Source organism: Brevibacterium sp. S111, from assembly GCF_004745075.1.
Taxonomy (GTDB): Bacteria; Actinomycetota; Actinomycetes; order Actinomycetales; family Brevibacteriaceae; genus Brevibacterium.
Genome location: NZ_RHFH01000008.1, coordinates 122783 through 145660 on the forward strand (window position 1 = coordinate 122783; position 22878 = coordinate 145660).

A 22878-nucleotide genomic window follows, 5' to 3' on the forward strand; every position below is an offset into this window, starting at 1 on the left:
TCAGTTTCCTCCGGTCGTGCGGGTATCGGTGTTGCTGGTGTCTGCGGTCGTGCTCGTATCGGTGGCCGATCCGGGCTTCTTCCCCGGCTTCTTCCCCGGTTTCTTCCCGGGCTTCTTCCCGCCGTGGCGGTGGGCCGGCAGTCCGGTCAGGCCCGACATCACCTCGGGGTCGATGGCCGAGGAGCCGGCGGGCTTGACGACAACATACTCGACCCGGTTCTCCGGATCCTGAGAATCCTCGCCGAGGCGGCGCCGGACGAAGTCGTCGCGCAGCAGCTGGAACCACATGTAGAGGGCCATGGCGGCGAAGATGATCCATTCGATGGCGTACACCGCCGACTGCAGATCGAATCCGCCCTCATCGCGGGTCGTCGTGGTCGGGACCTGGGCGAGCCCATCGGTGCCCACCGAGGCGGCCGCCCCGTCGGCCTTCTCGGGAATGAGGAAGCCGGAATAGGTGAGCAGATCGGGGAACATGTTGATGATCTGTGAGGTCGAGACCGTGCGCACCTGCCCCTCGGGCAGGTCGTTGCCGGGTTCCGGCCCTTCGATCGGACCGATCCGGGCGGTGAGTTCGACATCGCCCGGCTTCGCACGCGAGGACATGGCGGCATCCTCGTCGGTGGTGAATCCGCGGACGACCGGAATCGCGATCGTCTTCTCATCGGCGCCTGCGGCGCTGACGCCCTCGCCGAGGTGGGCGTCGTCGGGGGCGAACATCGTGACCACCCAGTACCCGGACTCATCGTCCTGCATGCGGCCGGGGACGACGACCTGGGCGTCGGGGATCCAGTGGCCGGTCAGGCTGACCCGCTGGTCGGCGAGGATGCCGGGCATCGGGGCCTGGGCATCCATCACCTCGTTGAAGTCCTTGACCTCGTCGATGCCGGCGGAGTCCGCGACCTCGTTCTTGTGCTGGGCCCGGTCGACCTGCCATGCGGAGAGACCGACGAAGCAGGTGACGAGCACCAGGACGAGGAGCAGGGACCCCAACCATTTGGGGGTCAGAGCCAGGCGGAACAGTTCAGACCACCGAGCCAGTCTGGTAGGGCGAGACGGTGACGTCGACGCGCTGGAATTCCTTGAGGTCGAGGTAGCCGGTGGTGGCCAGAGCGCGGCGCAGGGCACCGGCGAGGTTGAGTTCGCCGATCGCGGTGCGGCCGGGCCCGAAGAGCACCTGCTCGAGGCTGCCGACGGTGCCGAGTTCGACCCGGTGACCGCGCGGCAGGTCCGGGTGGTGGGCTTCGGCACCCCAGTGCATGCCGCGCCCAGGAGCCTCGGTGGCTCGGGCCAGAGCGGTGCCGAGCATGACGGCATCGGCGCCGACGCCGAAGGCCTTGACGATCTCACCGCTGGTGCCCAGCCCGCCGTCGGCGATGACGTGGACGTAGCGTCCGCCGGATTCGTCCATGTAGTCGCGGCGGGCGGCATGGACGTCGGCGACAGCGGTGGCCATCGGGGCGTGGATGCCCAGGGTCTTGCGGGTCGTGGCCGCCGCTCCCCCGCCGAAGCCGACGAGGACGCCGGCGGCACCGGTGCGCATGAGGTGCAGGGCCGCGGTGTAGGTGGCGGCACCGCCGACGATGACGGGCACATCGAGTTCGTAGATGAACTGCTTGAGGTTGAGCGGTTCGGTGTGGGTCGAGACGTGCTCGGCCGACACCGTGGTGCCGCGGATGACGAAGATGTCGACACCGGCATCGACGACGGTCTTGTAGAACTCCTGCGTCCGCTGCGGGGTGAGCGCTCCGGCGACGGTGACTCCGGCCTCACGGATCTGCTCGAGGCGGGCGGTGATGAGTTCGGCCTGGATGGGTGCGGAGTAGAGCTCCTGCATCCGAGAGGTCGCCATTTCGCTGGGCAGCTGGGCGATCTCGGCCAGCAGCGGGGTGGGATCCTCGTACCGGGTCCACAGTCCCTCGAGGTCGAGCACACCGAGTCCGCCGAACTTGCCCAGGGCGATGACGGTCTCCGGCGACATCGCCGAATCCATGGGGGCGCCGATGAAGGGCAGGTCGAACTGGTAGGCATCGATCTGCCAGCTCAGAGACACGTCTTCGGGGTCGCGGGTGCGCCGAGCGGGGACGATGGCGATGTCGTCGAGCGAATAGGCGCGACGGCCGCGCTTGCCTTTGCCGATTTCGATTTCAGAACTCACGCCAACAGCCTATCCCACCACCCTCTGCGCCAGGTCTCAGCCCACTATGAGGAACGCAGCGTCTCCCTCCCAGAACTACCTGACGACGGCTCAGCAACCTCGCGCCAAGTTGCTGGGCCGCCGTCAGGATCCTTCTATGTCTGTCAAGCGGCTTGGCCGATCGAGTTCGTGGCCTCGAGAATGCGATACACAGAACGGGCCAAGTGACGCTTCATGCACCGGATGGTCTCCTTCTTCGTCTTCCCCTCGCCAAGCCGTTTAGCCATGTATGCCTGGGACCTCTTCTGGTGAGAAAGCCGCGTGATGGCCACCATGTACAACGCAGAATTCAACCGACGATCACCACTGCGATTAAGCCGGAACCTCACCACATTCCCCGACGACGCCGGTATCGGGCTGACCCCCGCCAGCTTCGCAAACGCAGCCTCTGAACGCACCCGCCCAGGATGCGACCACGCCAGGTAGAACACAGCCGCGGTGATCGGACCAAACCCCGGCTCAGCCAGCAACACCGCAGCCGGGCTGTCCTTGACCAAAGCTTCGATCCGGGTGGCGTAGTCCTTGATATCGGCATCGACTTCGACGACGCGTTTGGCTAACCGAATCGCTTCCCGACGAGCCTCGGTAAGTGCCACAGACTCGTTCCTGATCCGCCACTTCGCAACCGCGTGGATCTTGACGACCGACAGTTTCCGACGCGCATCCATACCGAGGTCATGAGTACGCAACAGCGCGGTGAGCGCATTGACAGTCCGGGTCTTCTCCCGGGTCATGGACTCCCGCGCCTTGACCAGGACCTGCAGTCCCTGACGCGGCCCATCAGCCTGTCGGGGGAACCGCAGCCGCGACTCATCCATCGACAGGACCGTGCCAGCGATCCGTCGGGCATCGATCCGGTCATCCTTGCCCGTGGCATGCCGGTCACGAGCATTCATGCTGGCGGCCTCGGCGACTGTGTACCCGTTGTCGGCAACATGGTCGGCAAGGATCGCCCCGTAAGTGCCGATACCCTCGATCACCCACAGGGTGTCGAGGTCCCCGCCGGTACGGCGACCGGCCCACAGCAGCGCCCGTTTCAGGCCAGCTTTCGTGGTCGGGAATGCAGCAGTGTCGACGTGCTCACCAGTGTTGGTGAGGACACTGTAGACGTGGTTCTTCGCGTGGGTGTCGACGCCAACGACAAACGCGTATAAATGCGAGATGATAGTCATGACGGTTCGTGATTCTCCTGTGTCAGAACGGATGAGGTCCGACCGTCAACGCGGTCGGCTCCGGTCCGGGAGATAGTCACGTCGAAACACTACTGTGATGAGTCACGTTCGGTCAGGAACGGACAACCTTCTGATCAAGTTATCGATGTGGGCCGAGCCGGTGCCGACCGCCCACCAATCACCAGACAGATCCCGACGAGGACATCGTTCGAGTCAGTAGTTCTGCGGGTCATGATGATCGATGGGACGGTCAGTCCCTACTCTGCCAGCCAGTCCCAGACCAGCCACTATCAATACTCACAGTAGTTCTGGGAGGGAGGTGGGCGGCGGCGACGTCCTCAGCGGCAGCGACGAAGGCCCGCACATGCGGCAGGTGCGCCTCCCGGTCGCGCACATGCATGACGACCCGACGCATCGGCACGGGATCGGTGAGGTCGACGGCGACGAGCCCCGGCGGCAGCTGCAGGGTCGACAGCCCCGGCAGCACCGTGATCGCCAGATTCGACGCGACGAGGGCGAGCGCGGCGAAGTCGTCCTCGCAGGCTGCGAAGCTCTTGCGTTCGAAACCGGCCGCCGCGCACGCATGATCGACGACCTTGCTCGACGGACCCGCCCACATGTCATAGTCGACCCAATGCTGGTCTTCGAGATCCTTGAACGGCACTGTCGCCAGCTCCGCGAATTCGTGCCGCTCGGAGACCACAACCCGGTAGTCATCGTCGAAGAGCGGAATCCGCGTCATCTCCGGCAGCCGGGTCTCCCCGCCCTGCGGGACCTCGGCCCGGATCTCGATGAGGCAGTGACTGCGCCGATTCTTCGCCGGTTCGTTGAGCTGGATGTCGAAGCGCAGGTTCGGGTGGTCGCGGGCGACGGATTCGATGATCCCAGGCAGCAGCCGAGCATTGAACGAGGTGAATGCGGCGATCCGCAGTCGGGGACGGCTGACGTTGCGGAAATTCTCGACGAGGTCGTCCAGTCTGGCCACCGAGGTGAACACCTCCCCGGACTCCTCGGCCAGCCGCCGACCGAACTCGGTGATCTCGATGCCGCGGCCCGACCGCCGATACAGGGGTGCGACGACGGACTTCTGCAGGGTCGTGATGTGCTGGCTGACCGTCGCCGGCGTGTAGTTGAGGTTCTTCGCGGCCGCGACCACAGACCCGGTGGCCACGACCGCGCGCCAGATCCGGAGCCGGTTGAGATCCCACATACGTGCATCGTAGCCGGAAACCATTCGGTATCGCCTGATGTTCGTTCACGATCAATTGCTTTTCCCGATTGTTGGCACCCCCGACAATGGAGACGTGCCCCAGGAGATGCGTCTCCCCACCCGCGGGGCTCGCTTCACCCCACTGCATCAGGAGGACAGCCGTGACCGGACCCGAGATCCTCACCATCACCGGCGCCGCCGCCGCGTTGGCGGTCACGCCCGGACCCGAGACGATCCTCACGATCCGCCTGTCGTCCCTGCGGCGGAAGGCCGGACTGGTCTATGCCCTCGGCACGGCCACGGGAACCGTGATCTGGATGGCCCTCGCGCTGACCGGAGTCTCCGCCCTGCTCACCGTCTACCCCGCCGCGGTCCAGGTGCTCAAGATCGGCGGCGGGCTCTACCTCTGCTTCCTCGGATTCCTCGCCGGCCGGCAGGCGCTGCGCCTGCGTCGCGAACTGCATGCGGACTCGGCGACCTCCGAGTCCACAGCCGACCAGACGGACCCACCCGAATCGCCCCTCGACGGCCCGGTCAGCGAGATCGCCACCGCCGTGGAGTCGACCGCCTGGGGTCACCTGCGCTCGTTCGTGTCCTATCGCCGCGGCATCATCTCCTCGCTGAGCAACCCGAAGGTCGGCCTGTTCTTCCTCGCGATCCTGCCCACCCTCGTGCCCGCGTCGCCGAGCGGAGTCGACTATGCGGTGCTCATCGCCCTCATCGTCGGCGTGCTGCTGGCCTATCAGCTCGTGCTCGCGTGCATGGCGAGCCTGGCCGCCTCGGCGATGGCGCACCGCAGCGCCGACTTCTTCATCGAGGCGGCCTCGACCCTCATCCTGTTCGTCATCGGCATCGCTGTCATCGCAATCCCGATCTGAGTGGCCATCCCCGGTCGTCGGAACGGCGCATTCCCTGCGGCCCGGCTCAGAATTCCAGGGGCAGATTGTCGATGAGGTGCGTGCCGCCGACATCCACCGACACGAGCAGCAGGGCCGATCCCCGAAAGTCGTCGGGGCAGGGCCGCAGTGTCGCCGCCTCGACGAGGCTGAGGTAGATGATCTCGAGCATCCCGCGCTCGGTCGCCGATTCGAGGACGGCACGGGCCGCCGATTCGACGGCGCCGGGCAGTCCCCCAGCACCCGTCGACGAACCCGCCGCCACCTCGGCGGCGGTGTCGAGGGCCCGCGGAATCGCCAGGGCACGGTCGCGGTCGACCCCGGAGAGGTATTCGTTGCGACTCGACATCGCCAGCCCGTCATCGTCGCGGATGACGGGCAGACCGATGAGCTCGATATCGAAGTCGAGGTCGGCGATCATCCTCTTGACCAGCACGAACTGCTGGATGTCCTTGAGCCCGAACACCGTGACATCGGGGTCGATGAGGTTGAACAGCTTCGCCACGACCGTGAGCACTCCGTCGAAGTGACCGGGCCTGGCCTCACCTTCGAACACCGCGCCCATGCGCCCGGCGACGACGCGGACTTCGGGCGCGGAAGGATACATCTCGGCCAGGGCAGGAGCGAAGACGAAGTCGACCCCGGCCTCCTCGCACTTGCTCAGATCGGCCTCAATCGGGCGCGGGTACTGGACGAAGTCCTCATCGGCGCCGAACTGCAGCGGATTGACGAAGATCGAGGTCACGACCAGGTCGGATTCGGCCCGGGCGCGGGCCATGAGCGCCTGATGACCCGAGTGGAGGGCGCCCATCGTCGGCACGAGGCCGATGCGCCCGGTCTGCTCGGACCGCCACCGACGCAGCGCCTGGATGCCTCCGACCTCCATCAGTCGAAGCCCCTCTCCGGTTCGGGGAAGATCCCGGACCGGACTTCGTCGACATAGGTTCCGACCGCCTCGGTGAGCACGGAATGCAGGTCGGCATAGCGCTTGACGAAGCGCGGGGCCCGCCCCGTACTCAGCCCGGCCATGTCCTGCCACACGAGCACCTGCGCGTCGCAGTCGGCGCCCGCTCCGATGCCGATGGTCGGGATCGTGAGTTCGGCGGTGACCTGCCCGGCCAGGGCGGACGGGACCATCTCCATGACCACGGAGAACGCTCCGGCAGCGGCGACCGCGCGGGAGTCGTCGAGAAGCGCCGAGCCCGCCTCCCCGCGACCTTGGACCTTGTATCCGCCGAGGTTGTGCTCGGCCTGCGGGGTGAAGCCGATGTGCGCCATGACAGGGATGCCCGCCGCCGTGATCGCCGCGATCCGCGAGGCCATGCGCGCCCCGCCTTCGAGTTTGACCGCGTGGACTCCGGCTTCCTTCATGAACCGCACAGCCGTGGCCACGGCCTGTTCGTCGGAGATCTCATAGCTGCCGAAGGGCAGGTCGGCGACGATGAGTGCGCGCGTCGTCGCCGAGGCGACTGCACGAGCCAGGGGAATGAGCTCGTCGACGGTCACCGGCAGGGTCGTGGCGTGGCCGTAGACGTTGTTCGCCGCGGAATCGCCGACCAGCAGCGCCTCGACGCCGGCCTGCTCGAACAATGCAGCCGTGTACTGGTCGTAACTGGTCAGCATCGCCCACCGCCGGCCCGCGGACTTGGCTCTGATGAGATCGAGAGTGCGGATTCGCCGAGGCGGGGCCGCGGGAGCGCCGCTTCGCCCGGTTCCCGACGGGGTCGACTGACCTCCGTACGGAGCCGGTTCCTCGGCGGATGATGTGGACGATTGCTGGTTCGGGTGTGCCGCGTCGGGCATGAGGATCCTTCGGATATGCGATGTCGTCGGTGCGGGCGCGGGCGGGTCGAGCCCGAAGCTCCGGTGAGGAGCCTCGGTCACTCTCACGGGGCGACCACCGCAGTGCACATCGGCTCGGATTGCGAGCCCGACCACAGCCTAGGCCATCCCCTGCCCCACGGCTATCACAAGCCCCCGGCAACAGCACCTCCACGCAGAACTCGGCCCGCTCCGCCGCCCGCGACACGACCGGCACGGAGTTGTGCATTGACCAGCGACGGGATTAAGCTCAAATCTGCGCAAACAATTAAACGCACAAGTGCGCAAAACATGTCGGGCGGTGTCTCGCGCTCCTCGCGCACCCGCAGCCCACCACAGCGAAGGACGATGATGACTACGACAGCCTCGATCGAACTCACCCTCAAGGACATCTCCGCCACGGGGGCCAACGACGACATGTGTTCGACGGAGCTGCTCGATGCCCCGTGGGACGTCGACGAACGCCCCGGCTACGGTCCCGGCGCCTCGCTGGCCGACACGATCCCGGCCGCCGCCCCACGTCAGGGTGAGATCCCCGAGGAATACAAGCAGGCCTCCGCCGAAGAGCTCGATGACCGCATCCGCAGGGCCAAGGAGAGCCTCGGCGATCGCGTCGTTCTGCTCGGCCACCACTATCAGCGGGTCGAGGTCGTCGAGCACGCCGACTACATCGGCGACTCGTTCATGCTCGCCCGGGCCGCGCAGAACCATCCGGAGGCCGAGGCGATCGTCTTCTGCGGCGTCCACTTCATGGCCGAGACCGCCGACCTGCTCTCGCAGCCGAACCAGTCGGTCATCCTGCCCAACCTCGCCGCCGGCTGCTCGATGGCGGACATGGCCTCGATCGATCAGGTCGAGGACTGCTGGGAACAGCTCGCCGAGGTCTTCGGCACCGAACCCGATGAGCACGGCCGCGTCCCGGTCGTCCCCGTCACCTACATGAATTCCTCGGCCGCGATCAAAGGTTTCTGCGGCCGCAACGGCGGCATCGTGTGCACCTCGTCGAACGCCGAGGTGGTGCTCGAGTGGGCGTTCGAACGCGGGCAGCGCGTCCTGTTCTTCCCCGACCAGCACCTCGGCCGCAACACCGCCGTGAACATGGGCATCGGTCTTGATGAGATGCCGCTGTGGAATCCGGCCCGTCCGCTGGGCAACAATGACGAGCAGACGCTCACCGACGCCCGCGTCATCCTCTGGCAGGGCTTCTGCTCCGTGCACAAGCGCTTCACTCCCGCCCAGATCGACAAGGCTCGGAACGAGCACCCGGATGTCCGCGTCATCGTCCACCCCGAATGCCCGCGCGAGACCGTGGCCGCCGCCGATGAGTCCGGGTCGACCGCGTACATCACGAAGGCCATCGCCGAGGCGACCGAACCGACGACATTCGCCATCGGCACCGAGATCAACCTCGTCCAGCGGCTGGCCGCCGAGCACCCGCAGCATACGATCTTCTGCCTCGATCCCGTCATCTGCCCGTGCTCGACGATGTATCGCATCCACCCCGGCTACATCGCCTGGGTGCTCGAATCGCTCATCGCCGGACGGGTCGTCAACCAGATCTCCGTCGACGCCGAGGTGGCCGATCCCGCCCGTGTGTCCCTGGAACGGATGCTCGCCGCGAAGCCGCGGATCTGATGAGCCGCGTCATCATCGCCGGCTCCGGGATCGCCGGTCTCACCTGCGCCCTGCGTCTGGCCGGCCGCCACGAGGTCACCGTGGTCACGAAGGGCAGCCTCGGTGAGTCGAACACCGCGTGGGCGCAGGGCGGGATCGCCGGGGTCGTCGGCCCCGATGACACCGTCACCTCCCATGTGGCCGATACGCTCACCGCCGGTGCCGGGCACTGCATCGACGAGGCCGTCGAGGTGCTGTGCTCCTCCGGTGCCGATGCGCTGTTCACTCTCGCGGCCGCCGGTGTCGAGTTCGACCGGGACGAGACCGGAGCCTGGGCGCGCGGCATGGAAGGCGCCCATTCCTTCGCCCGCATCTTCCACGCCGGCGGGGACGCCACCGGCCGTGAGATCGCCTCCGCGCTCACGGCCGCCACCCGCGCCGAGGCGGCCGCCGGGCGGCTCCGCCTGCTCGAAGACACCATGCTCGTCGACATCTCCACGACCGGCGAGCGCGAGGGCTGCCCCATCCGCGCCTCCGGAATCACCGTGCTTCGGGACGGACGTCTCGAACGACTGAGCGCCGATGCCGTCGTACTCGCCACCGGCGGTGCCGGGCAGCTCTTCGCCCACACGACGAACCCGGATGCGGCGACCGGTGACGGCCTGGCCGCAGCCCTCCGTGCCGGCGCCGAGGCCCGTGACCTCGAGTTCTTCCAGTTCCATCCCACCGCTCTGGCCGGTCCCGGGTTCCTCATCTCCGAAGCCGTCCGCGGCGCCGGTGCCCTCCTCCTCGACGAGCAGGCCCGCCGGTTCATGCCGGAGATCGACAAGCGGGCCGAGCTCGCCTCCCGTGATGTCGTCGCCCTCGCCCTGCACCGACGGTCGGCCGCTCAGCACGGTCGGCCCTGCGTCCTCGATGCCCGGGCCGTCTCCGAGGCGGCCGCCCGGTTCCCGAGCATCACCGCCGGCCTCGCCGCTCATGGTCTCGATCTGTCCCGAGACCTCATTCCGGTCACCCCGGCCGCTCACTACTTCATGGGCGGGGTGAGCACCGATCTCGAGGGGCGAACGACCCTCGCGGGCCTCTTCGCCGTGGGCGAGGTCGCCTGCACCGGGGCCCACGGCGCGAACCGCCTGGCCTCGAACTCGCTGCTCGAAGGCGCGGTCTTCGGCGCTCGCACGGCCGATGCGATCGACACGGATCGCCCCAGCGCCGTCGGGTCCGCAGAACACCGGCCCGGCCTCCCCCGCCTCGCCGGCCTCACTCGCCCCGAGTTGCAGGCTCTGACCTGGGATCATCTGGGCGTGGAGCGCACCGCGGGCGGCCTGCGCACGCTGCTCGGCCGCCTCGGCGAGGTCTCTCGGGACCGGGCCGGCACGGTGAACCGCGAGCACGAAGTGTTCGCCCCCGGAGTGGAGATCACCGCCGACCCACGCCGGCACACCACGATCGTCGAGCGCATCGAAACCGCGAATCTCACTCTCATCGCCGAGCACATGGCTCATCATGCGCTGGCACGTGAACACAGCCTCGGGGCGCATACTCGCACCGATGCCCCGCTCTCGAGCCCGGCGCCCGGCGTCGCCCGGCCCACCGGTGCCGCCACAGACCCGACCCCGCCCCGCCTGCTTGAGGAGGCCGCCGCATGCTGACCGCCGCGACCATCGATTCCGCGCTCCGCCTCGCCCTGGATGAGGACGCCCCCTGGGGCGACATCACCGGGGAGGCCTTCATCCCGGCCGGCGCCGCGGCTCGGGCCGATCTGCGGGCACGCGAGGACGGGGTGCTCGCCGGCATCGACGTCTTCGCCCGCGCCTTCACCCTCGTCGATCCGTCCGTCGCGATCGACCTGCACGCCGCCGACGGTGATGCCTTCACGGCCGGTGAGGTGCTCGCCACGGTCTCCGGCCCTGCCAGAGCGGTGCTGCAGGCCGAGCGGATCGCCCTGAACTTCTGCCAACGGATGAGCGGAATCGCGTCTGTCACCAGGCGCTTCGTCGATGCCGCCGGTGGTCGGGCGCGGATCGTCGACACCCGCAAGACCACTCCGGGCCTGCGGGCGTTCGAGAAGCATGCGGTGGTCTGCGGCGGCGGGCACAACCACCGGTTCGGGCTCTCCGATGCGGTCATGGCCAAGGACAATCATCTCGCCGTCCTCACCGGCGAGGGACTCAGCGTCGCCGAGGCGATCCGGCAGGCCCGCACCCGCCTGCCGCACACGACGAGGATCGAGGTCGAGGTCGATCGCCTCGACCAGGTGCCCGCGGTGCTCGAGGGAGGGGCGGACATCATCATGCTCGACAACTTCACCCCGGCTCAGCTGCGCGAGGGAGTCGAACTCATCAGCGGTCGCGCCGTCGTCGAGGCCAGCGGCAACGTCACTCTCGACACGATCCCTGAGATCGCCGCCACCGGGGTCGACGTCATCTCATCCGGGGCGCTGACGCACAGTGTCCGCTCGATCGATCTCGGTCTCGACCTCGTGCTGACGAATCCTGCGGGGAACTGAGATGAGCCGACGCCTCTACCTCGACACCGCGGCCGCGGCTCCCGTGCGGCGGGAGGCCCTCGAGGCAGCCTGGCCGTACCTGGCCGGTGCCTTCGGCAACCCGTCGAGCCACCACGAATTCGGGCGCGGGCCCGCCGAGGCCCTCGCCGATGCCCGGTCCCGCGTCGCCGCGGTCCTGGGGATGCGGGCCACCGACATCACCTTCACCAGCGGCGGCACGGAAGCGGACAATCTCGCGATCCTCGGCATCGCCCTCGGCGCACAGACGCAGGGCCAGTCGGACGGGACCCCACGGCCGCCTCGGCGACATATCGTCACCTCGGCGATCGAGCACGAGGCGGTGCTCGCCTCGGCGGAGTTCCTCTCTCGCGTCCACGGCTTCACCATCACCGAGGTGGACCTGCACCCCGATGGGACCGTGACGCCCGAGGCCCTGGCCGAGTCCATCCGTCCGGACACCACGCTGGTGAGCCTCGGCTACGCGAACAACGAGATCGGAACGGTCGCTGACATCCCGGCTCTCGCCGCGGCCGCGCACGAGGCGGGTGCCCGTTTCCACACGGATGCGGTGCAGGCCGCCGGGTGGCTGCCGCTGTCCGGACTCGGCGTCGATGCGCTCACGCTGGCCGGGCACAAGGTCGGGGCGCCGAAGGGCATCGGAGTGGCCGCGATCCGCGCCCGCGTTCCCGTCGAACCGCTCATCCACGGCGGCGGGCAGGAGGCGGGACGCCGTTCGGGCACGGAGAACGTGGCCCTTGCCGTCGCCTTCGCCACCGCCTTCGAACTCGCCGAGGCGGAGCGGACCGAAGCCGCCGCCCGTGTCCGAGCCATCCGCGATGAGTTCATCGCCGCGATCCTGGCAGCGGTTCCGGGCGCCTTCCTCACCGGCAGTCCGGACGCACGGACACCGAACCACGCGTCGTTCTGCTTCTCGAACACCTCCGGGGAGGCCGTCCTCCTCGAACTCGAGCGCCTCGGTGTCACGGCATCGAGCGGATCGGCCTGCGCGGTCGGGTCCGATGAGGCCTCGCATGTGCTCACTGCGCTGGGCATCGAGGCCGACGTCGCGCAGACCAGCGTCCGCTTCACCTTCCCATCGACCATCACAGCGGACCAGGGTCGGGCCGCTGCCCTGGCTGTCGCAGAAGCCGCCGAGAGCCTCGCCGTCAGCTACACGTGATTGTGTCCACTCTCACACTCACCAGGCGAGACGCCCCTATCATTATCTGCTCGTCGGGGAGAAAATAGGATCACGCATTCGTACCGGGTGTGAGGGGGCCACCATGGATCTGCTGATTCTATTCATGATTGCCGTGATGTTCTCGACGATCGTGTTCTTCATCGGGCGATACGCCTGCCCGAGACATGATCGCGTCCCTCTCATGGAGGTCGACCACGTGCTCCTGTGGACCACGCTGCGCCGCGGATGGCATGCGCTCGGGTCGTTCGGACCGATCACCCATTACCCTGAGGATCCTTCGGGTTCGGCTCGCGCCTGAGTTGTCGCTCGCGCCTGCCGCTGATCGACAGGACTGTCCCTGTTGTTAGAGTGACAGGGTGACGTCCTCCTCTCCGAATCCGCGCCGGTCCCCGATGGGCGAGTTCGCTGCGCTCGTGTTCGCGGTCGTCTCGGTCCTCGTGTTCATCGGTTTCGCCGTCTGGTTCTGGGTTCAGGCTCCGGACACCGTCGCGAGCCACTTCGATTCCTCGGGACAGCCCGACGACTGGTCGTCGAAGGCGGGCACGCTGGGCTGGCTCGTGCCGATCGGCGTCGGTCTTCCCCTGCTCTTTTCGAGCCGCTGGATCTGGGAGAAGCTTCCGAGTTCCATCATCAACATCCCGTTCAAGGACTACTGGCTGAACAGCGGCGAGCACACCTACCTCTATGACTGCCTCATGCAGTTCATGCGCATCACCGGCGGCGCCCTGGCACTGCTGCTGACGTCGGTGCTTGTGATGATCATGCGCGAAGGGCGCGGGGCGACGATGCCGACGGGGATGACGTTCATTCCCACAGGCGTCTTCCTCATCATCACCGCCGCGGCTCTCATCAACCTCGTCCGCCGGCTCAGCCCGCCGAGGTGAGCCCGCCCTGCGGCAGGAAGACGGAGGCGTCCCAGTTCTGCATCGCGTGTGCCGAGGCCCAGAAGTGCAGTTCGTAGACACATGCCTGTTCGAACGCCGCCCGCATCCGTGCCGCCTCCTCGTCCGGGGCCTTCGCGAGTTCCTGTTCGAGGATGACCACGGCATGACGGGTCGATTCGTCGAACTCCGGTGAGTCATAGGTCTGCACCCAGGTCCGGTACGGGTGGTCATCGGCCATCTGACCGGCCTGCTCGACGAGCACCTTGCCCATGTGGGCGTATACCCAGAAGCACGGCAGCACTCCGGCGACGCCTTCGCCGTAGGAGCGGCTGGCGGCCGTGGCGATGAGGAACGAGACGTAGCCGAGCGCCGTCGGTGAGGCCTTGGCGCCCGCGCTGCCGCCGGTGAGTTCAGCATGTGCGGCCGCCAGTCGCGAATCGGCGAGCAGCTCTTCGTGCATGCCTTCCTCGACCGTGATCGCCTCGGCTGCCGAGCCGGCCCAGAAGCGTGACTCGTCGCGGTCGACGGTCTTTGCGGCGAGGAAGGACATCGCCTTCGCGTAGCCGTTGAGGTAGATGCCGTCCTGGATGATGTAGTTCGTGAACGCCGTGACGTCGAGGCTGCCGTCGGCGAGCTGGGCGAGGAACGGCAGGTCTTCGATCTGTTCGATGATGGGGCGGACACGGTCCCAGAGCTGAGCGGTCTGGGGTCCGGCAGAGAAATCGACGGTCATGGGAACTCCTATGTACTCGTGTGACGTGCGGTTGTGATTCGTGTTGGTCAGATGGGGTGCCCGACCGTGCGGTGAGCGGTCGGTCAGGAAGGCTGCCCGCGGACGATGTCGACCTGATGGTCGACGGGTCCGTGTGCCCCATCCGAGTCGAGGCTGACCTGCCAGCCCGCGGCCGAGCTGAGAGCCCGGGCGAGGAAATCCAGGGCATTGCTGACAGCATCGCCGAGGAGCTCGGACCCGATCTCGGGGGTGCCGGTCACGGCCGCTCCCGCGCCCCCGTTCGCCGATGCTGCGCGTTCACGGCCGAGGACGGCCACCTCGGCGGTGATTGCGGCCGAGAGGGTGCACCCGGTTCCGTGCGTGTTCGCGGTAGCCACGCGGGGGTGGGTGAACTCGCGGACCGAACCGTCCCGGGTGGCGAGGATGTCGGTGACGTCTCCGTCGCTGCCGTGCCCGCCCTTGAGGAGGACGGCGCCGGGCCCACGTTCGAGCAGGCGAAGCGCCTGGTCACGCATCTGGTCGGGGGTCTGCGCTTCGGGTTCGTCCTCGGACAGGAGCAGGGCCGCCTCGGGGAGGTTGGGAGTGATGAGGTCGGCCACGGGCAGCAGGTGGGTGCGGACCGCGTCGACGGCGTCAGACTCGAGGAGGCGATGGCCCGAGGTCGCGATCATTACCGGATCGACGGTGTAGAAGCCCAGCAGGCCTTCGGCGGCGCGGGCGACGACGAGGTCGACGAGGGATCGGCCGCCGAGCATCCCGGACTTCGCGGCGTCGACGGGCATGTCTTCGAGCACGGAGTCGAACTGGTCGGCGACGAAGTCATCGTCGATCGGGTAGACCCGAGACACCCCGTGCGTGTTCTGGGCGAGGAGGGCGGTGATGACGCTCGTGCCCAGGGTCTTGCGCGCGGTGAAGGTCTTGAGGTCGGCGTGGACTCCGGCTCCCCCGCTGGGGTCGGTGCCGGCGATGGTCAGGGTGATCGGCGGGCGCGTGCTCATGCCTGGCCGCCGGCGGTGCTGCCTGCGCTGTCCGCGCGGCCGTCGTGATCGCGTCCCGCGAATGCAGACAGCAGGTCTTCGGCGGCGGCCTTCGGATCATCGGCCAGGCAGATCGCCGAGACCACGCAGATCCCGATCAGCCCGCGTCCGCTCAGGTCAGGAGCTCGGTCGGCGGTGATTCCGCCGATCGCCACGGCGGGGATGCCGGCCTCTGCGACCAGTTCGCCGAGGCGGTCGGGTCCGATGCCGTCGGGTGCGTCGGCCTTCGTCGTGGTGTCATAGACCGGACCGATGCCGACGAGGTCGACGACGCCGGTGGCCCGGGCGGCGGCGAATTCGGCGCTGGTGGCGGCCGAGAGACCGATGAGCGGCGCCTCCCCCACAGCGGCGCGCACCTCGGTGACGGTGGTGTCGGTCTGGCCGACGTGGATGTGGATGGTCTCGCCCTCGTCGATGAGGCGGCGGGCCACCTCGACGCGATCGTTGAGGACGACGGGCACGATGCGGTCGGTGCCGCGGGTGGCGGTGTCGACGGCGGCGATGACCTGACGGGCGAGCGAGTAGAACTCGCCGTCATCGATGTCTTTGTCGCGGACCTGGACGATGCCGACTCCCCCGGAGACCGCGGCCTGGACCGTCTCGGCAACGGTGCGACCGGCCGCCTCACACTGGGCGGAGTCGGTGACGAGGTAGAGGCGGGTGTCGATGCCGACGAAGCGGTCGGTGTCAGCCGCGTTGCACAGATCGTCGGTGATGTGCGCGGATCCGGCGGTCATGCCCGCGCGCCTTCGTCCGCGGCGAGTGCGTCGAGGCTGACCCTGGCATGTGCGAGCCGGTCGCCGTCGACGCTGTGGAGTGCGTCGAGGAAGTTCACCGAGTAGCTGCCCGGTCCTTTGGCTCCCTCGGCGGCGTCTTCGCCGGCGACCGCGAAGTGGGCGTGGGCGGCGACGACGGCTTCGAACCTCGCCGAGGCGGCCTCACCGCTCGTGGTGTGTTCCGATGCGTTCACCGCCGAGGCGTCGGCGTCGGGATCGGCGAGTCCACCGCGGGCGGCGGCGAGGTAGGCGGCGGTGACGGCTCCGAGCGAGCAGCCGGTGCCGATGACCAGCGGCATGTATTCGTGGCCGCCGGCGATGCGGGCGACATGGTCGGCGCCGTCGATGTGGGCGACGATCGCGTCCGTGGGTCCGGAGACTGCGACGATCGCCCCGGTTTCTCGGGCCAGCTTCGCGGCGGCGGGAAGGACCGCATCGACGTCATCGGTGGAGTCGACTCCGCGTCCGCCGAGGCCGACTCCGGCCAGCGCGGCGATCTCGGAGGCATTGCCGCGGATGGCGGTCGGGTGGTCGGCGGCGGCACGACGGATGCGGGAAGTGCGGAAGTCGACGGCCCCGACGCTCACCGGATCGAGGACCCAGGGCTTGCTGGCCGCGTTGGCGACGTCGATGGCGGCATCGGCGGCGAGCAGCTGGTGGTTCGAGGCGGTGCCGAAGTTGATGAGGACGCCGCTGGCGATGCCGGCGAACTGCCCGGCGTCGGCTTCGTGGTCGAGCATCGCCGGGGAGGCACCGATGGCCAGGAGCACGTTGGCGCTGAATTGCTGCACGACGGTGTTCGTGATGCATTGGATGAGTGGATTGCTTGCACGCAGTCGCGCATTGGCAGAACGCAGGTCGAAGTCAACCATGACGATCCCTTCGCTAGTATGGCCCAGATCAGGTTCGATGGGTGTTCTCTCAGCCTCGCCGAACTCCGCGTGGACTTCTCGGCCCGAGCGGAACGTCATGAGGCACCCCATGTCATTGGCTTCGACTCTATCAGCCCCGTCGGACACGGGCGACCCCTCAGCTCCACCCCGGCACCTGCCAGCACCCATTCGTATCGGGTGCCTGTGTCAGTCAGTTCGGTGCGACCACTTCTCCTCCGGCATGCCCGGACCCTTCGAGGCGGTGACGGCGTCAGGTTCCTCACCACAGGCATCGCAGCGGATCGAACTATGCACCTCACCCGAGCAGTCATCGTGCCGGTAGATGATCGGCCGCCCGGCAGGGGCTTGCCAACGATCGCCCCAGTCGGTGAACGCGATGAGCACTCCGCGCAGATCACGCCCCTTGTCGGTGAGATGGTATTCGACCCCGCCGGACCCCGAGTCCCGGGACATGATCCCCGCCTCGACGAAGCCATCGAGCCTGGTCGTGAGCACATTGGTCGCCACTCCGAGCCGTTTCTGGAAGTCACCGAAGCGGGTGACTCCCGCGAACAGCGCATTCCTGATGATCAGCAGGCTCCACCGTTCGCCGACGATCTCGAGCGAGCGCGCAATGGAACACACTTCGTTGTCATACGTTCTGCCCAGCATGAGAATGATTCTACCTTGATACTTGCATGATGAAATCAGGCGTGGGATCATCACTTCACCAACTTGTTTGATACAAGTTGCGATCGGCAGACAACGGCAAAGGAGCCTCGCCATGACCACAGCACATCCCACATCTACGCCCGACGCAATGTCATCGTCGGATTTCACCTTCACCTATGAGGTGCCGCAGTCACCGCAGGAGGTCTACGCCGCCGTGACGAATGTGCGGGGCTGGTGGTCGCAGCGCATCGACGGCGCGACCGACCGCCTCGGCGAATTCGTCTATACGGTGCCGCAGATCCACACCACTCGCGTGCAGGTCACCGAACTCGTCCCCGGCGAACGCGTCGTTTGGAGGATCCTCGACAATCGTTTCGGAGCGGGTGAGGACGTCGATGAATGGGCCGGGACGACCGTGCGCTTCGACATCGAACCGGCCGGCTCCGGTGCCCAGCTGACCTTCACCCATGTGGGGCTGACCCCGATGCTGGCCTGCCATGAGGGCTGCGCACAGGGGTGGACGCGCAATGCCCACGACAGCCTTCACCGGCTCATCACCACGGGCGCGGGAGACCCGATCACTCCGGCAGTCGAAGCGAGTCTGCTCTCCGACGCCTGACCGCCGGACCATACCCGAGGACGGACGGCTCTCGGCTAACCGCGGCCGACGTACCTCTGGCCGCGGCGGCTGAGTGCGTCGATGACGACGGCGGTGAGCAGGACGAGCGCGGTGATGATCTGCTGCGCATCGGAGTTGAAGCCGATGAGGTAGAGGCCGTTGTTGATGGCGCCGACGACCAGCGCACCGAGCACGGCCGCCCACGCGGTTCCGCGGCCGCCGAAGAGCGAGGTGCCGCCGATGACGGCTGCGGCGATCGCGTTGAGCAGGTCCTGCGTGCTCACCAGCGTCGATCCGGCGTTCGTCGTCACACCGGTTTTGACGAAGCCGAAGAGCGCTGCGAGCACGCCGGCGGCCATGAATACGCTGATGCGCACCCAGGTCACTCGGATGCCGGCGCGTCGGGCCGCCTCGACCTTGCCGCCGACGGCGTAGATCGAACGGCCGTAACGGGTCTTGCGCAGCACGAGATCGATGCCGATGGCGATGACCATCATGAGGAAGAACGGCATCGCCAGGCCGAAGTCCTGGTTGACGAGGACGAGGAACCCGAACACGATCGCGGTCAGCAGCACGATGCGCACGATCACCGAGGTCCAGCTCGGTGCATTGAGTCCCTCGCGGTGACGGCGCAGTTTCGAGTAGATGATGCCTGCTCCGAAGCCGATGATCGCGATCGCCCCGAACACATAGGCCCAGACCGCCGGGAAGTAGTAGCTGGCGAAATCGAAGGCGAAGGTGTCCGACATCGACAGGTTCTTCTGTGTACCCAGGGTCGTCAGCGTCAGACCGGTGAAGGCGAGCAGGCCGGCCAAGGTCACGACGAAGGCTGGGATGCCGACGACGGCGAAGAACCATCCCTGGATCGCACCGACGACGAGGCCGAGCAGCAGCATGATGATCAGCGCGATCGCCGGCGGCACACCCTGCCTGACCACGAGCACACCGAGCAGGGAGGCGGCCAGGCCGCCGAGCTGCGCAAGCGAGAGGTCGATCTCGCCGAGCAGCAGGATGAGGTTGATGCCCAGTGCCAGGATCGCGAGGAATGCGACCTGCGTCGAGAGGTTGACGAGGTTGGCCGGGGAGATGAAATTGCTGTCGGCGGTCTGGAAGACGATGACGATGACGACGAGGGCGAGGATGACCGGGAATGACCCGAGCTGGCCCTCTTTGACGCGGCGGATGAATGTGCTGACGATGCCTTCGGACGAGATCCGCTCATCGGTGATGAAGGAATTGCGGGTCATCGACGCTCACCCCTTCGTGCTGCGCGTTTGGTCACAACGTTGTCGCTGGCTCCGGTGATCGCTGCCACGAGCACATCGGTGCGTTCGTCTCCCGGGAAGTCGCCAGCGTCTTTGCCCAGACGCAGCACGTGCACCCGGTCGCACACCGCCTGCACATCGGCCATGTTGTGGCTGACGAGCAGCACCCCGAGGTCGCGTTCCTTGAGCCGTTCGATGAGGTTGAGCACCTCGGCGGTCTGCGCCACACCGAGCGCCGCAGTCGGCTCATCGAGCATGACCAGCGAAGGTTCGCCGAGGAGGGACCGGGCGATCGCGACCGTCTGCCGCTGACCGCCGGAGAGGGCGGCGATCGGTACGCGCACGCTCGGGATCTTCGCCGACAGGCTGCGCAGCAGCTCCCAGGACTTCGCTTCCATGGACACCTCGTCGAGGACTCCGCTGCGGGTCTTCTCGTGCCCCAGGAAGAGGTTGGCCACGACGTCGAGGTTCTCGCACAGGGAGAGGTCCTGGAACACGGTGGCCACTCCGGCCTTCTGCGCATCCTTCGGCGAGGAGAACTTCTGCGCCGCCCCATTGATGAGGAGTTCGCCCTCATCAGCACCGTGGACTCCGGCAATGACCTTGATCAAGGTCGATTTGCCGGCACCGTTGTCGCCGACGAGTCCGACGACTTCGCCGCGGCCGACGGTGAGATGGATATCGGTCAGAGCCTGGACGGCGCCGAACCGCTTGTTGATTCCGCGCAGTTCGAGCACGGTGTCCGTTCCGCTTCCCGGCGCCCACGCTTCTGCGGGAGCCGGTTCGGGTGTCTCAGATGTCATCTGTTCCTACTTGTCGCTGTCGATGACCTCGCCGGCCGGCGACCGAGGTGGTCGCCGGCACGAGGTCGGGCCTTGCGCGCGGCTTTGCGCACGGGTTATTTCACGCCTGCTTCGTCGCAGAGCTTCTCGACGTTTCCGGAGCAGATGTCGGAGGCCTTGATCTGATCACCGACGATGTCCTTGATGTTGTCCTTGGTGACAACCTTCGCCTCGACGAAGTCCGTCGGGGTGTCCTTGTACGTCGTGCCCGCATCGACATCCTCACCGCCGGCCAGAGCGATCGCGGCTTCAGCGGCGAATTCGGCCTGCGGTGGGATCGACTTGTAGATCGTGGCGTACTGGTCACCCTTGAGGATGTTCTGCAGTCCGTCGACCTCGGCATCCTGGCCGGTGATCACCGGATCGACCTTTGCCTTCTTCGTCGCGGCGATGACGCCGCCGGCGGTGCCGTCGTTGGCCGAGTAGATCGCGATCGGTTCCTCACCCTTGCCCTGCAGCTGGCCCTCGACCCACTGGCGAGCGTCGTCGGGGTTCCAGTCGAGGGTGTCGTGGCTGGCCGCGATGTCGACGCCCGCGCCCTTGAGGGTCTCTTCGGCACCGGCCTTGAAGTCCGCGGCGTTCGGGTCCTTCGGGTCGCCGTTGACCATCCACACCGGTCCCGACTTCGGATCGACGCCGGCATCCTTGAGTCCGTCGAGGACGGCCTGTCCCTGCAGGTTGCCGATCTTCTTGTTGTCGAAGGAGGTGTAGTAGTCGGCTCCGTCGAAGAAGCGGTCATAGGCGATGACCGGAATCTTCTTCGCTTCAGCCTTCGACAGCGCCGAGGCCACAGCCGAGGCGTCGACGGGGTCGAGGACGATGGCGTCGACGCCTTCGGTCACCGCGGCTTCGACCTGCTGTTGCTGCTGAGTCGCATCCTGGTTGGCGTTGCGGTATTCGACCTTGGCATCAGGGTTGGCTTCGACGACGTACTTCTCGAAGTTCGGTTTGTCAAGCGACTCATACCGAGTGGTCTTCGACTCCGGCAGCAGGAGCGCGATGGTGACGTCCCCGTCGCCTCCGGAACCGCTGTCGGCTTCGTCGTTGCCCTGGCCCTTCTGATTGCCGCAGCCGCTGAGCGCGAGGGCGCCGATCGCGACCGAGGCACCGAAGAGGGCCAGCTTCCTGTGGGACTTAAGGTTGTGCCTCATTGTGAACCTTTCAATCATTCTGACAACGTTGTCAGGCTGATGAATATGATTCGCTGATCGGACCCCGGTGTCAACTGTTTCGCGGCAGAATTCTTCCTCGCGCCTCAGGTCGTTCCTCACCGCTGCCACGTGCGATGACCTGGACCGGAAAGACATCTTGTCCCTTTTCTCCCCCGTCACCGAGGCGGCCGCCACGTACACCGGCACGGTCGCCGAGGCGGCCGTCGTCCTTCCCGTGCGCACCCCGCAGTCGTCGGACCGCCTCGGCGGCCATCGCCTCGACATCACGGTCGACGACCGTGACGTCGAGGAGTTCGGCGGTGGGGAAATCGTCGATGCCGACGAGTGCCGGCCATTCGTCGAGTCGGCGGCAGGCGTCGATGGCTCCTTGGGTGAGTGTGCCCGAGAGGGTGATGAGCGCGCTCGGGGCGCTGCGGGAGCCGAGCCAGGCGGCGACGACGTTCTTCGCGCTCGCTTCGTCATGGGCGTCTTCGCGCACGTAGGCCCGCCAACCGACGTCGTGGCGGCCGGCGAATGCGGAGCGGATTCCTTCGAGCCGGCGGGTGGTGATGATGCTCGTCGAGTGATCACCGATGACCCCGAGGGCGATGTGCCCGTGGTCGAGCAGCTGTTGGGCGGCCCGGAATCCGGCGGCGATCTCGTCACCGGCGACGATGCCGATCCCCTCGCCGCGGACCCCGGGGTCGAAAGACACGATCCGTGTGCCGGAGGTGGACGCGGCGCGGGTGTAGATTCCGGTCGCTTCAGGATGGGACCGCACGACGATGAGGCCGGACAGGTCGCTGGCGAGGCTCTCGTCGAGGAAGGTTTCCTCACGGTCGGGATCGTCGCCGGTCACGGTCACCACCGGGCGCAGATCGATGGCCGAGAGTTCCGCCTCGAGCGCTGCGAAGACCCTCGCCTGATACGGGTCGTCGGCGCTGGAGAGGACGACACCGACATAGGGTGAGCGCCCGCCGGCGCGCAGCCTGCGGGCCGTGGGGTTGAGGCGGAATCCGAGTTCCGCGGCAGCCTCTTCGACTTTCTCCGCGGTCGCCTGAGCGACATGCTTCTCCCCGTTGAGGACACGGGAGGCGGTCTTGATGCTCACACCGGCGCGCGCAGCGACTGTGGCCAGGGTCGGCCGATCGTTCCGCTTCGCCATGACCACACCTTTGAGTCGACCAGTTGCTTCAGTACTTGGACCGCGGCCGAGTCCAGCAGCCGCTGGACTGATGATAGCCGTACGTACCGATCGTACGAAGATGTGAGCAGGCAATTGAGCGTGGTGCGCCGAGCCGTGATCACGACCAGTTGGGTCAATGGCTGGCTTCTCAGACTGTTTTCAAAGGCAAAGACTCGCCGAGGCGGGCCCGGTCACGGTGCCCCACCTCGGCGAGCTTGGTG

Annotated in this window: 23 protein-coding genes and 1 riboswitch; of the genes, 8 read left to right on the top strand and 15 right to left on the bottom strand. The window is 67.1% G+C overall.

Translation table 11 applies throughout. From position 1 onward, the window contains the following. From EB836_RS10880 to EB836_RS10895, 4 genes are all read right to left on the bottom strand, one after another. A complete protein-coding gene (locus tag EB836_RS10880; RefSeq protein ID WP_135540261.1) occupies window positions 1–993 on the bottom strand; it encodes an SURF1 family protein in 993 nt (330 codons plus the stop codon). 31 nt (window positions 994–1024) lie between these two features. After that, the gene (locus EB836_RS10885; protein ID WP_135540263.1) at window positions 1025–2158 is read right to left on the bottom strand and encodes a GuaB3 family IMP dehydrogenase-related protein; all 1134 of its coding nucleotides are present in this window, start codon (window positions 2156–2158) and stop codon (window positions 1025–1027) included. 143 nt (window positions 2159–2301) lie between these two features. Continuing rightward, window positions 2302–3369, bottom strand: coding sequence for an IS110 family transposase (locus tag EB836_RS10890; RefSeq protein ID WP_135540265.1), 1068 nt, complete (start codon window positions 3367–3369; stop codon window positions 2302–2304). A 250-nt stretch (window positions 3370–3619) separates the two neighbouring features. Further along, window positions 3620–4579, bottom strand: a complete 960-nt coding sequence (locus EB836_RS10895; RefSeq protein ID WP_135540267.1) for a LysR family transcriptional regulator — start codon at window positions 4577–4579, stop codon at window positions 3620–3622. A 161-nt stretch (window positions 4580–4740) separates the two neighbouring features. On the opposite strand from EB836_RS10895, the gene EB836_RS10900 reads away from it, so the two are divergent. After that, window positions 4741–5457: a LysE family translocator gene (locus EB836_RS10900; RefSeq protein WP_240689864.1), complete on the top strand. Its 717-nt coding sequence runs from the start codon at window positions 4741–4743 to the stop codon at window positions 5455–5457. A 46-nt stretch (window positions 5458–5503) separates the two neighbouring features. Here the strand turns inward: EB836_RS10900 and panC are convergent, their stop codons facing one another. Further along, window positions 5504–6361, bottom strand: a complete 858-nt coding sequence (gene panC / locus EB836_RS10905; protein ID WP_135540272.1) for a pantoate--beta-alanine ligase — start codon at window positions 6359–6361, stop codon at window positions 5504–5506. Continuing rightward, window positions 6361–7278 carry a 3-methyl-2-oxobutanoate hydroxymethyltransferase gene (gene panB / locus EB836_RS10910; RefSeq protein WP_135540274.1) on the bottom strand — a complete coding sequence of 306 codons (918 nt, stop codon included), beginning with the start codon at window positions 7276–7278 and terminating at the stop codon, window positions 6361–6363. The genes panC and panB overlap by 1 nt, the downstream gene beginning before the upstream one ends. A gap of 369 nt (window positions 7279–7647) precedes the next feature. Between panB and nadA the strand changes: the two genes are divergently transcribed. The 6 genes from nadA (at window position 7648) to EB836_RS10940 (ending at window position 13504) form a co-directional block, all read left to right on the top strand. Then, window positions 7648–8931 carry a quinolinate synthase NadA gene (gene nadA, locus EB836_RS10915; protein WP_135540471.1) on the top strand — a complete coding sequence of 428 codons (1284 nt, stop codon included), beginning with the start codon at window positions 7648–7650 and terminating at the stop codon, window positions 8929–8931. Continuing rightward, window positions 8931–10562, top strand: a complete 1632-nt coding sequence (nadB, locus tag EB836_RS10920) for an L-aspartate oxidase (RefSeq protein ID WP_135540277.1) — start codon at window positions 8931–8933, stop codon at window positions 10560–10562. Before nadA ends, nadB begins: the two co-directional genes overlap by 1 nt. Further along, on the top strand, window positions 10556–11419 hold the full coding sequence (gene nadC, locus EB836_RS10925) for a carboxylating nicotinate-nucleotide diphosphorylase (protein WP_135540280.1): 864 nt from the start codon (window positions 10556–10558) through the stop codon (window positions 11417–11419). Before nadB ends, nadC begins: the two co-directional genes overlap by 7 nt. Window position 11420: 1 nt before the next feature. Then, the gene (locus EB836_RS10930) at window positions 11421–12599 is read left to right on the top strand and encodes a cysteine desulfurase family protein (protein WP_135540283.1); all 1179 of its coding nucleotides are present in this window, start codon (window positions 11421–11423) and stop codon (window positions 12597–12599) included. A gap of 103 nt (window positions 12600–12702) precedes the next feature. Further along, window positions 12703–12918, top strand: coding sequence for a hypothetical protein (locus EB836_RS10935; RefSeq protein WP_135540285.1), 216 nt, complete (start codon window positions 12703–12705; stop codon window positions 12916–12918). Window positions 12919–12976: 58 nt separating this feature from the next. Next, window positions 12977–13504, top strand: a complete 528-nt coding sequence (locus EB836_RS10940) for a DUF1648 domain-containing protein (protein WP_240689867.1) — start codon at window positions 12977–12979, stop codon at window positions 13502–13504. Here the strand turns inward: EB836_RS10940 and EB836_RS10945 are convergent. From EB836_RS10945 to EB836_RS10965, 5 genes are all read right to left on the bottom strand, one after another. Beyond that, window positions 13488–14237, bottom strand: coding sequence for a TenA family protein (locus EB836_RS10945; RefSeq protein WP_135540288.1), 750 nt, complete (start codon window positions 14235–14237; stop codon window positions 13488–13490). The two genes, EB836_RS10940 and EB836_RS10945, sit on opposite strands and share 17 nt — an antisense overlap. 83 nt (window positions 14238–14320) lie before the next feature. Further along, the gene (thiD, locus tag EB836_RS10950; RefSeq protein WP_135540290.1) at window positions 14321–15235 is read right to left on the bottom strand and encodes a bifunctional hydroxymethylpyrimidine kinase/phosphomethylpyrimidine kinase; all 915 of its coding nucleotides are present in this window, start codon (window positions 15233–15235) and stop codon (window positions 14321–14323) included. Next, on the bottom strand, window positions 15232–16011 hold the full coding sequence (gene thiE / locus EB836_RS10955; protein WP_135540292.1) for a thiamine phosphate synthase: 780 nt from the start codon (window positions 16009–16011) through the stop codon (window positions 15232–15234). Before thiE ends, thiD begins: the two co-directional genes overlap by 4 nt. Then, a complete protein-coding gene (thiM, locus tag EB836_RS10960; RefSeq protein ID WP_135540295.1) occupies window positions 16008–16922 on the bottom strand; it encodes a hydroxyethylthiazole kinase in 915 nt (304 codons plus the stop codon). Before thiM ends, thiE begins: the two co-directional genes overlap by 4 nt. Then, window positions 16910–17042, bottom strand: a riboswitch (TPP riboswitch). It overlaps the preceding gene by 13 nt. A gap of 87 nt (window positions 17043–17129) precedes the next feature. Next, window positions 17130–17594, bottom strand: coding sequence for a helix-turn-helix domain-containing protein (locus EB836_RS10965; RefSeq protein ID WP_135540298.1), 465 nt, complete (start codon window positions 17592–17594; stop codon window positions 17130–17132). A 112-nt stretch (window positions 17595–17706) separates the two neighbouring features. On the opposite strand from EB836_RS10965, the gene EB836_RS10970 reads away from it, so the two are divergent. Then, window positions 17707–18213 (top strand): SRPBCC domain-containing protein, encoded by a 507-nt coding sequence (locus EB836_RS10970; protein WP_135540300.1) that lies wholly within the window; start codon window positions 17707–17709, stop codon window positions 18211–18213. A gap of 35 nt (window positions 18214–18248) precedes the next feature. On the opposite strand, the gene EB836_RS10975 is transcribed toward EB836_RS10970, so the two are convergent. The 4 genes from EB836_RS10975 to EB836_RS10990 all read right to left on the bottom strand — a co-directional run bounded on the left by EB836_RS10975 (window position 18249) and on the right by EB836_RS10990 (window position 22636). Continuing rightward, window positions 18249–19460, bottom strand: a complete 1212-nt coding sequence (locus tag EB836_RS10975) for an ABC transporter permease (RefSeq protein ID WP_135540302.1) — start codon at window positions 19458–19460, stop codon at window positions 18249–18251. Continuing rightward, entirely contained in the window at window positions 19457–20281 is an 825-nt protein-coding gene (locus EB836_RS10980) for an ATP-binding cassette domain-containing protein (RefSeq protein WP_135540305.1), read from the bottom strand. Before EB836_RS10980 ends, EB836_RS10975 begins: the two co-directional genes overlap by 4 nt. A 95-nt stretch (window positions 20282–20376) precedes the next feature. Then, on the bottom strand, window positions 20377–21471 hold the full coding sequence (locus tag EB836_RS10985) for a substrate-binding domain-containing protein (RefSeq protein ID WP_135540308.1): 1095 nt from the start codon (window positions 21469–21471) through the stop codon (window positions 20377–20379). 70 nt (window positions 21472–21541) lie between these two features. Further along, entirely contained in the window at window positions 21542–22636 is a 1095-nt protein-coding gene (locus tag EB836_RS10990) for a LacI family DNA-binding transcriptional regulator (protein ID WP_135540310.1), read from the bottom strand. Window positions 22637–22878: the final 242 nt, after the last annotated feature.

What these genes read in the sequence shown, in the direction of transcription:
- EB836_RS10890 (WP_135540265.1), bottom strand. Translation starts at nt 3,369, where the DNA reads ATGACTATCATCTCGCATTTATACGCGTTTGTCGTTGGCGTCGACACC.
- EB836_RS10895 (WP_135540267.1), bottom strand. Translation starts at nt 4,579, where the DNA reads ATGTGGGATCTCAACCGGCTCCGGATCTGGCGCGCGGTCGTGGCCACC.
- panC (WP_135540272.1), bottom strand. Translation starts at nt 6,361, where the DNA reads ATGGAGGTCGGAGGCATCCAGGCGCTGCGTCGGTGGCGGTCCGAGCAG.
- panB (WP_135540274.1), bottom strand. Translation starts at nt 7,278, where the DNA reads ATGCCCGACGCGGCACACCCGAACCAGCAATCGTCCACATCATCCGCC.
- nadA (WP_135540471.1), top strand. Translation starts at nt 7,648, where the DNA reads ATGACTACGACAGCCTCGATCGAACTCACCCTCAAGGACATCTCCGCC.
- nadB (WP_135540277.1), top strand. Translation starts at nt 8,931, where the DNA reads ATGAGCCGCGTCATCATCGCCGGCTCCGGGATCGCCGGTCTCACCTGC.
- nadC (WP_135540280.1), top strand. Translation starts at nt 10,556, where the DNA reads ATGCTGACCGCCGCGACCATCGATTCCGCGCTCCGCCTCGCCCTGGAT.
- EB836_RS10930 (WP_135540283.1), top strand. Translation starts at nt 11,421, where the DNA reads ATGAGCCGACGCCTCTACCTCGACACCGCGGCCGCGGCTCCCGTGCGG.
- EB836_RS10935 (WP_135540285.1), top strand. Translation starts at nt 12,703, where the DNA reads ATGGATCTGCTGATTCTATTCATGATTGCCGTGATGTTCTCGACGATC.
- EB836_RS10945 (WP_135540288.1), bottom strand. Translation starts at nt 14,237, where the DNA reads ATGACCGTCGATTTCTCTGCCGGACCCCAGACCGCTCAGCTCTGGGAC.
- thiD (WP_135540290.1), bottom strand. Translation starts at nt 15,235, where the DNA reads ATGAGCACGCGCCCGCCGATCACCCTGACCATCGCCGGCACCGACCCC.
- thiE (WP_135540292.1), bottom strand. Translation starts at nt 16,011, where the DNA reads ATGACCGCCGGATCCGCGCACATCACCGACGATCTGTGCAACGCGGCT.
- thiM (WP_135540295.1), bottom strand. Translation starts at nt 16,922, where the DNA reads ATGGTTGACTTCGACCTGCGTTCTGCCAATGCGCGACTGCGTGCAAGC.
- EB836_RS10965 (WP_135540298.1), bottom strand. Translation starts at nt 17,594, where the DNA reads ATGCTGGGCAGAACGTATGACAACGAAGTGTGTTCCATTGCGCGCTCG.
- EB836_RS10970 (WP_135540300.1), top strand. Translation starts at nt 17,707, where the DNA reads ATGACCACAGCACATCCCACATCTACGCCCGACGCAATGTCATCGTCG.
- EB836_RS10975 (WP_135540302.1), bottom strand. Translation starts at nt 19,460, where the DNA reads ATGACCCGCAATTCCTTCATCACCGATGAGCGGATCTCGTCCGAAGGC.
- EB836_RS10980 (WP_135540305.1), bottom strand. Translation starts at nt 20,281, where the DNA reads ATGACATCTGAGACACCCGAACCGGCTCCCGCAGAAGCGTGGGCGCCG.
- EB836_RS10985 (WP_135540308.1), bottom strand. Translation starts at nt 21,471, where the DNA reads ATGAGGCACAACCTTAAGTCCCACAGGAAGCTGGCCCTCTTCGGTGCC.
- EB836_RS10990 (WP_135540310.1), bottom strand. Translation starts at nt 22,636, where the DNA reads ATGGCGAAGCGGAACGATCGGCCGACCCTGGCCACAGTCGCTGCGCGC.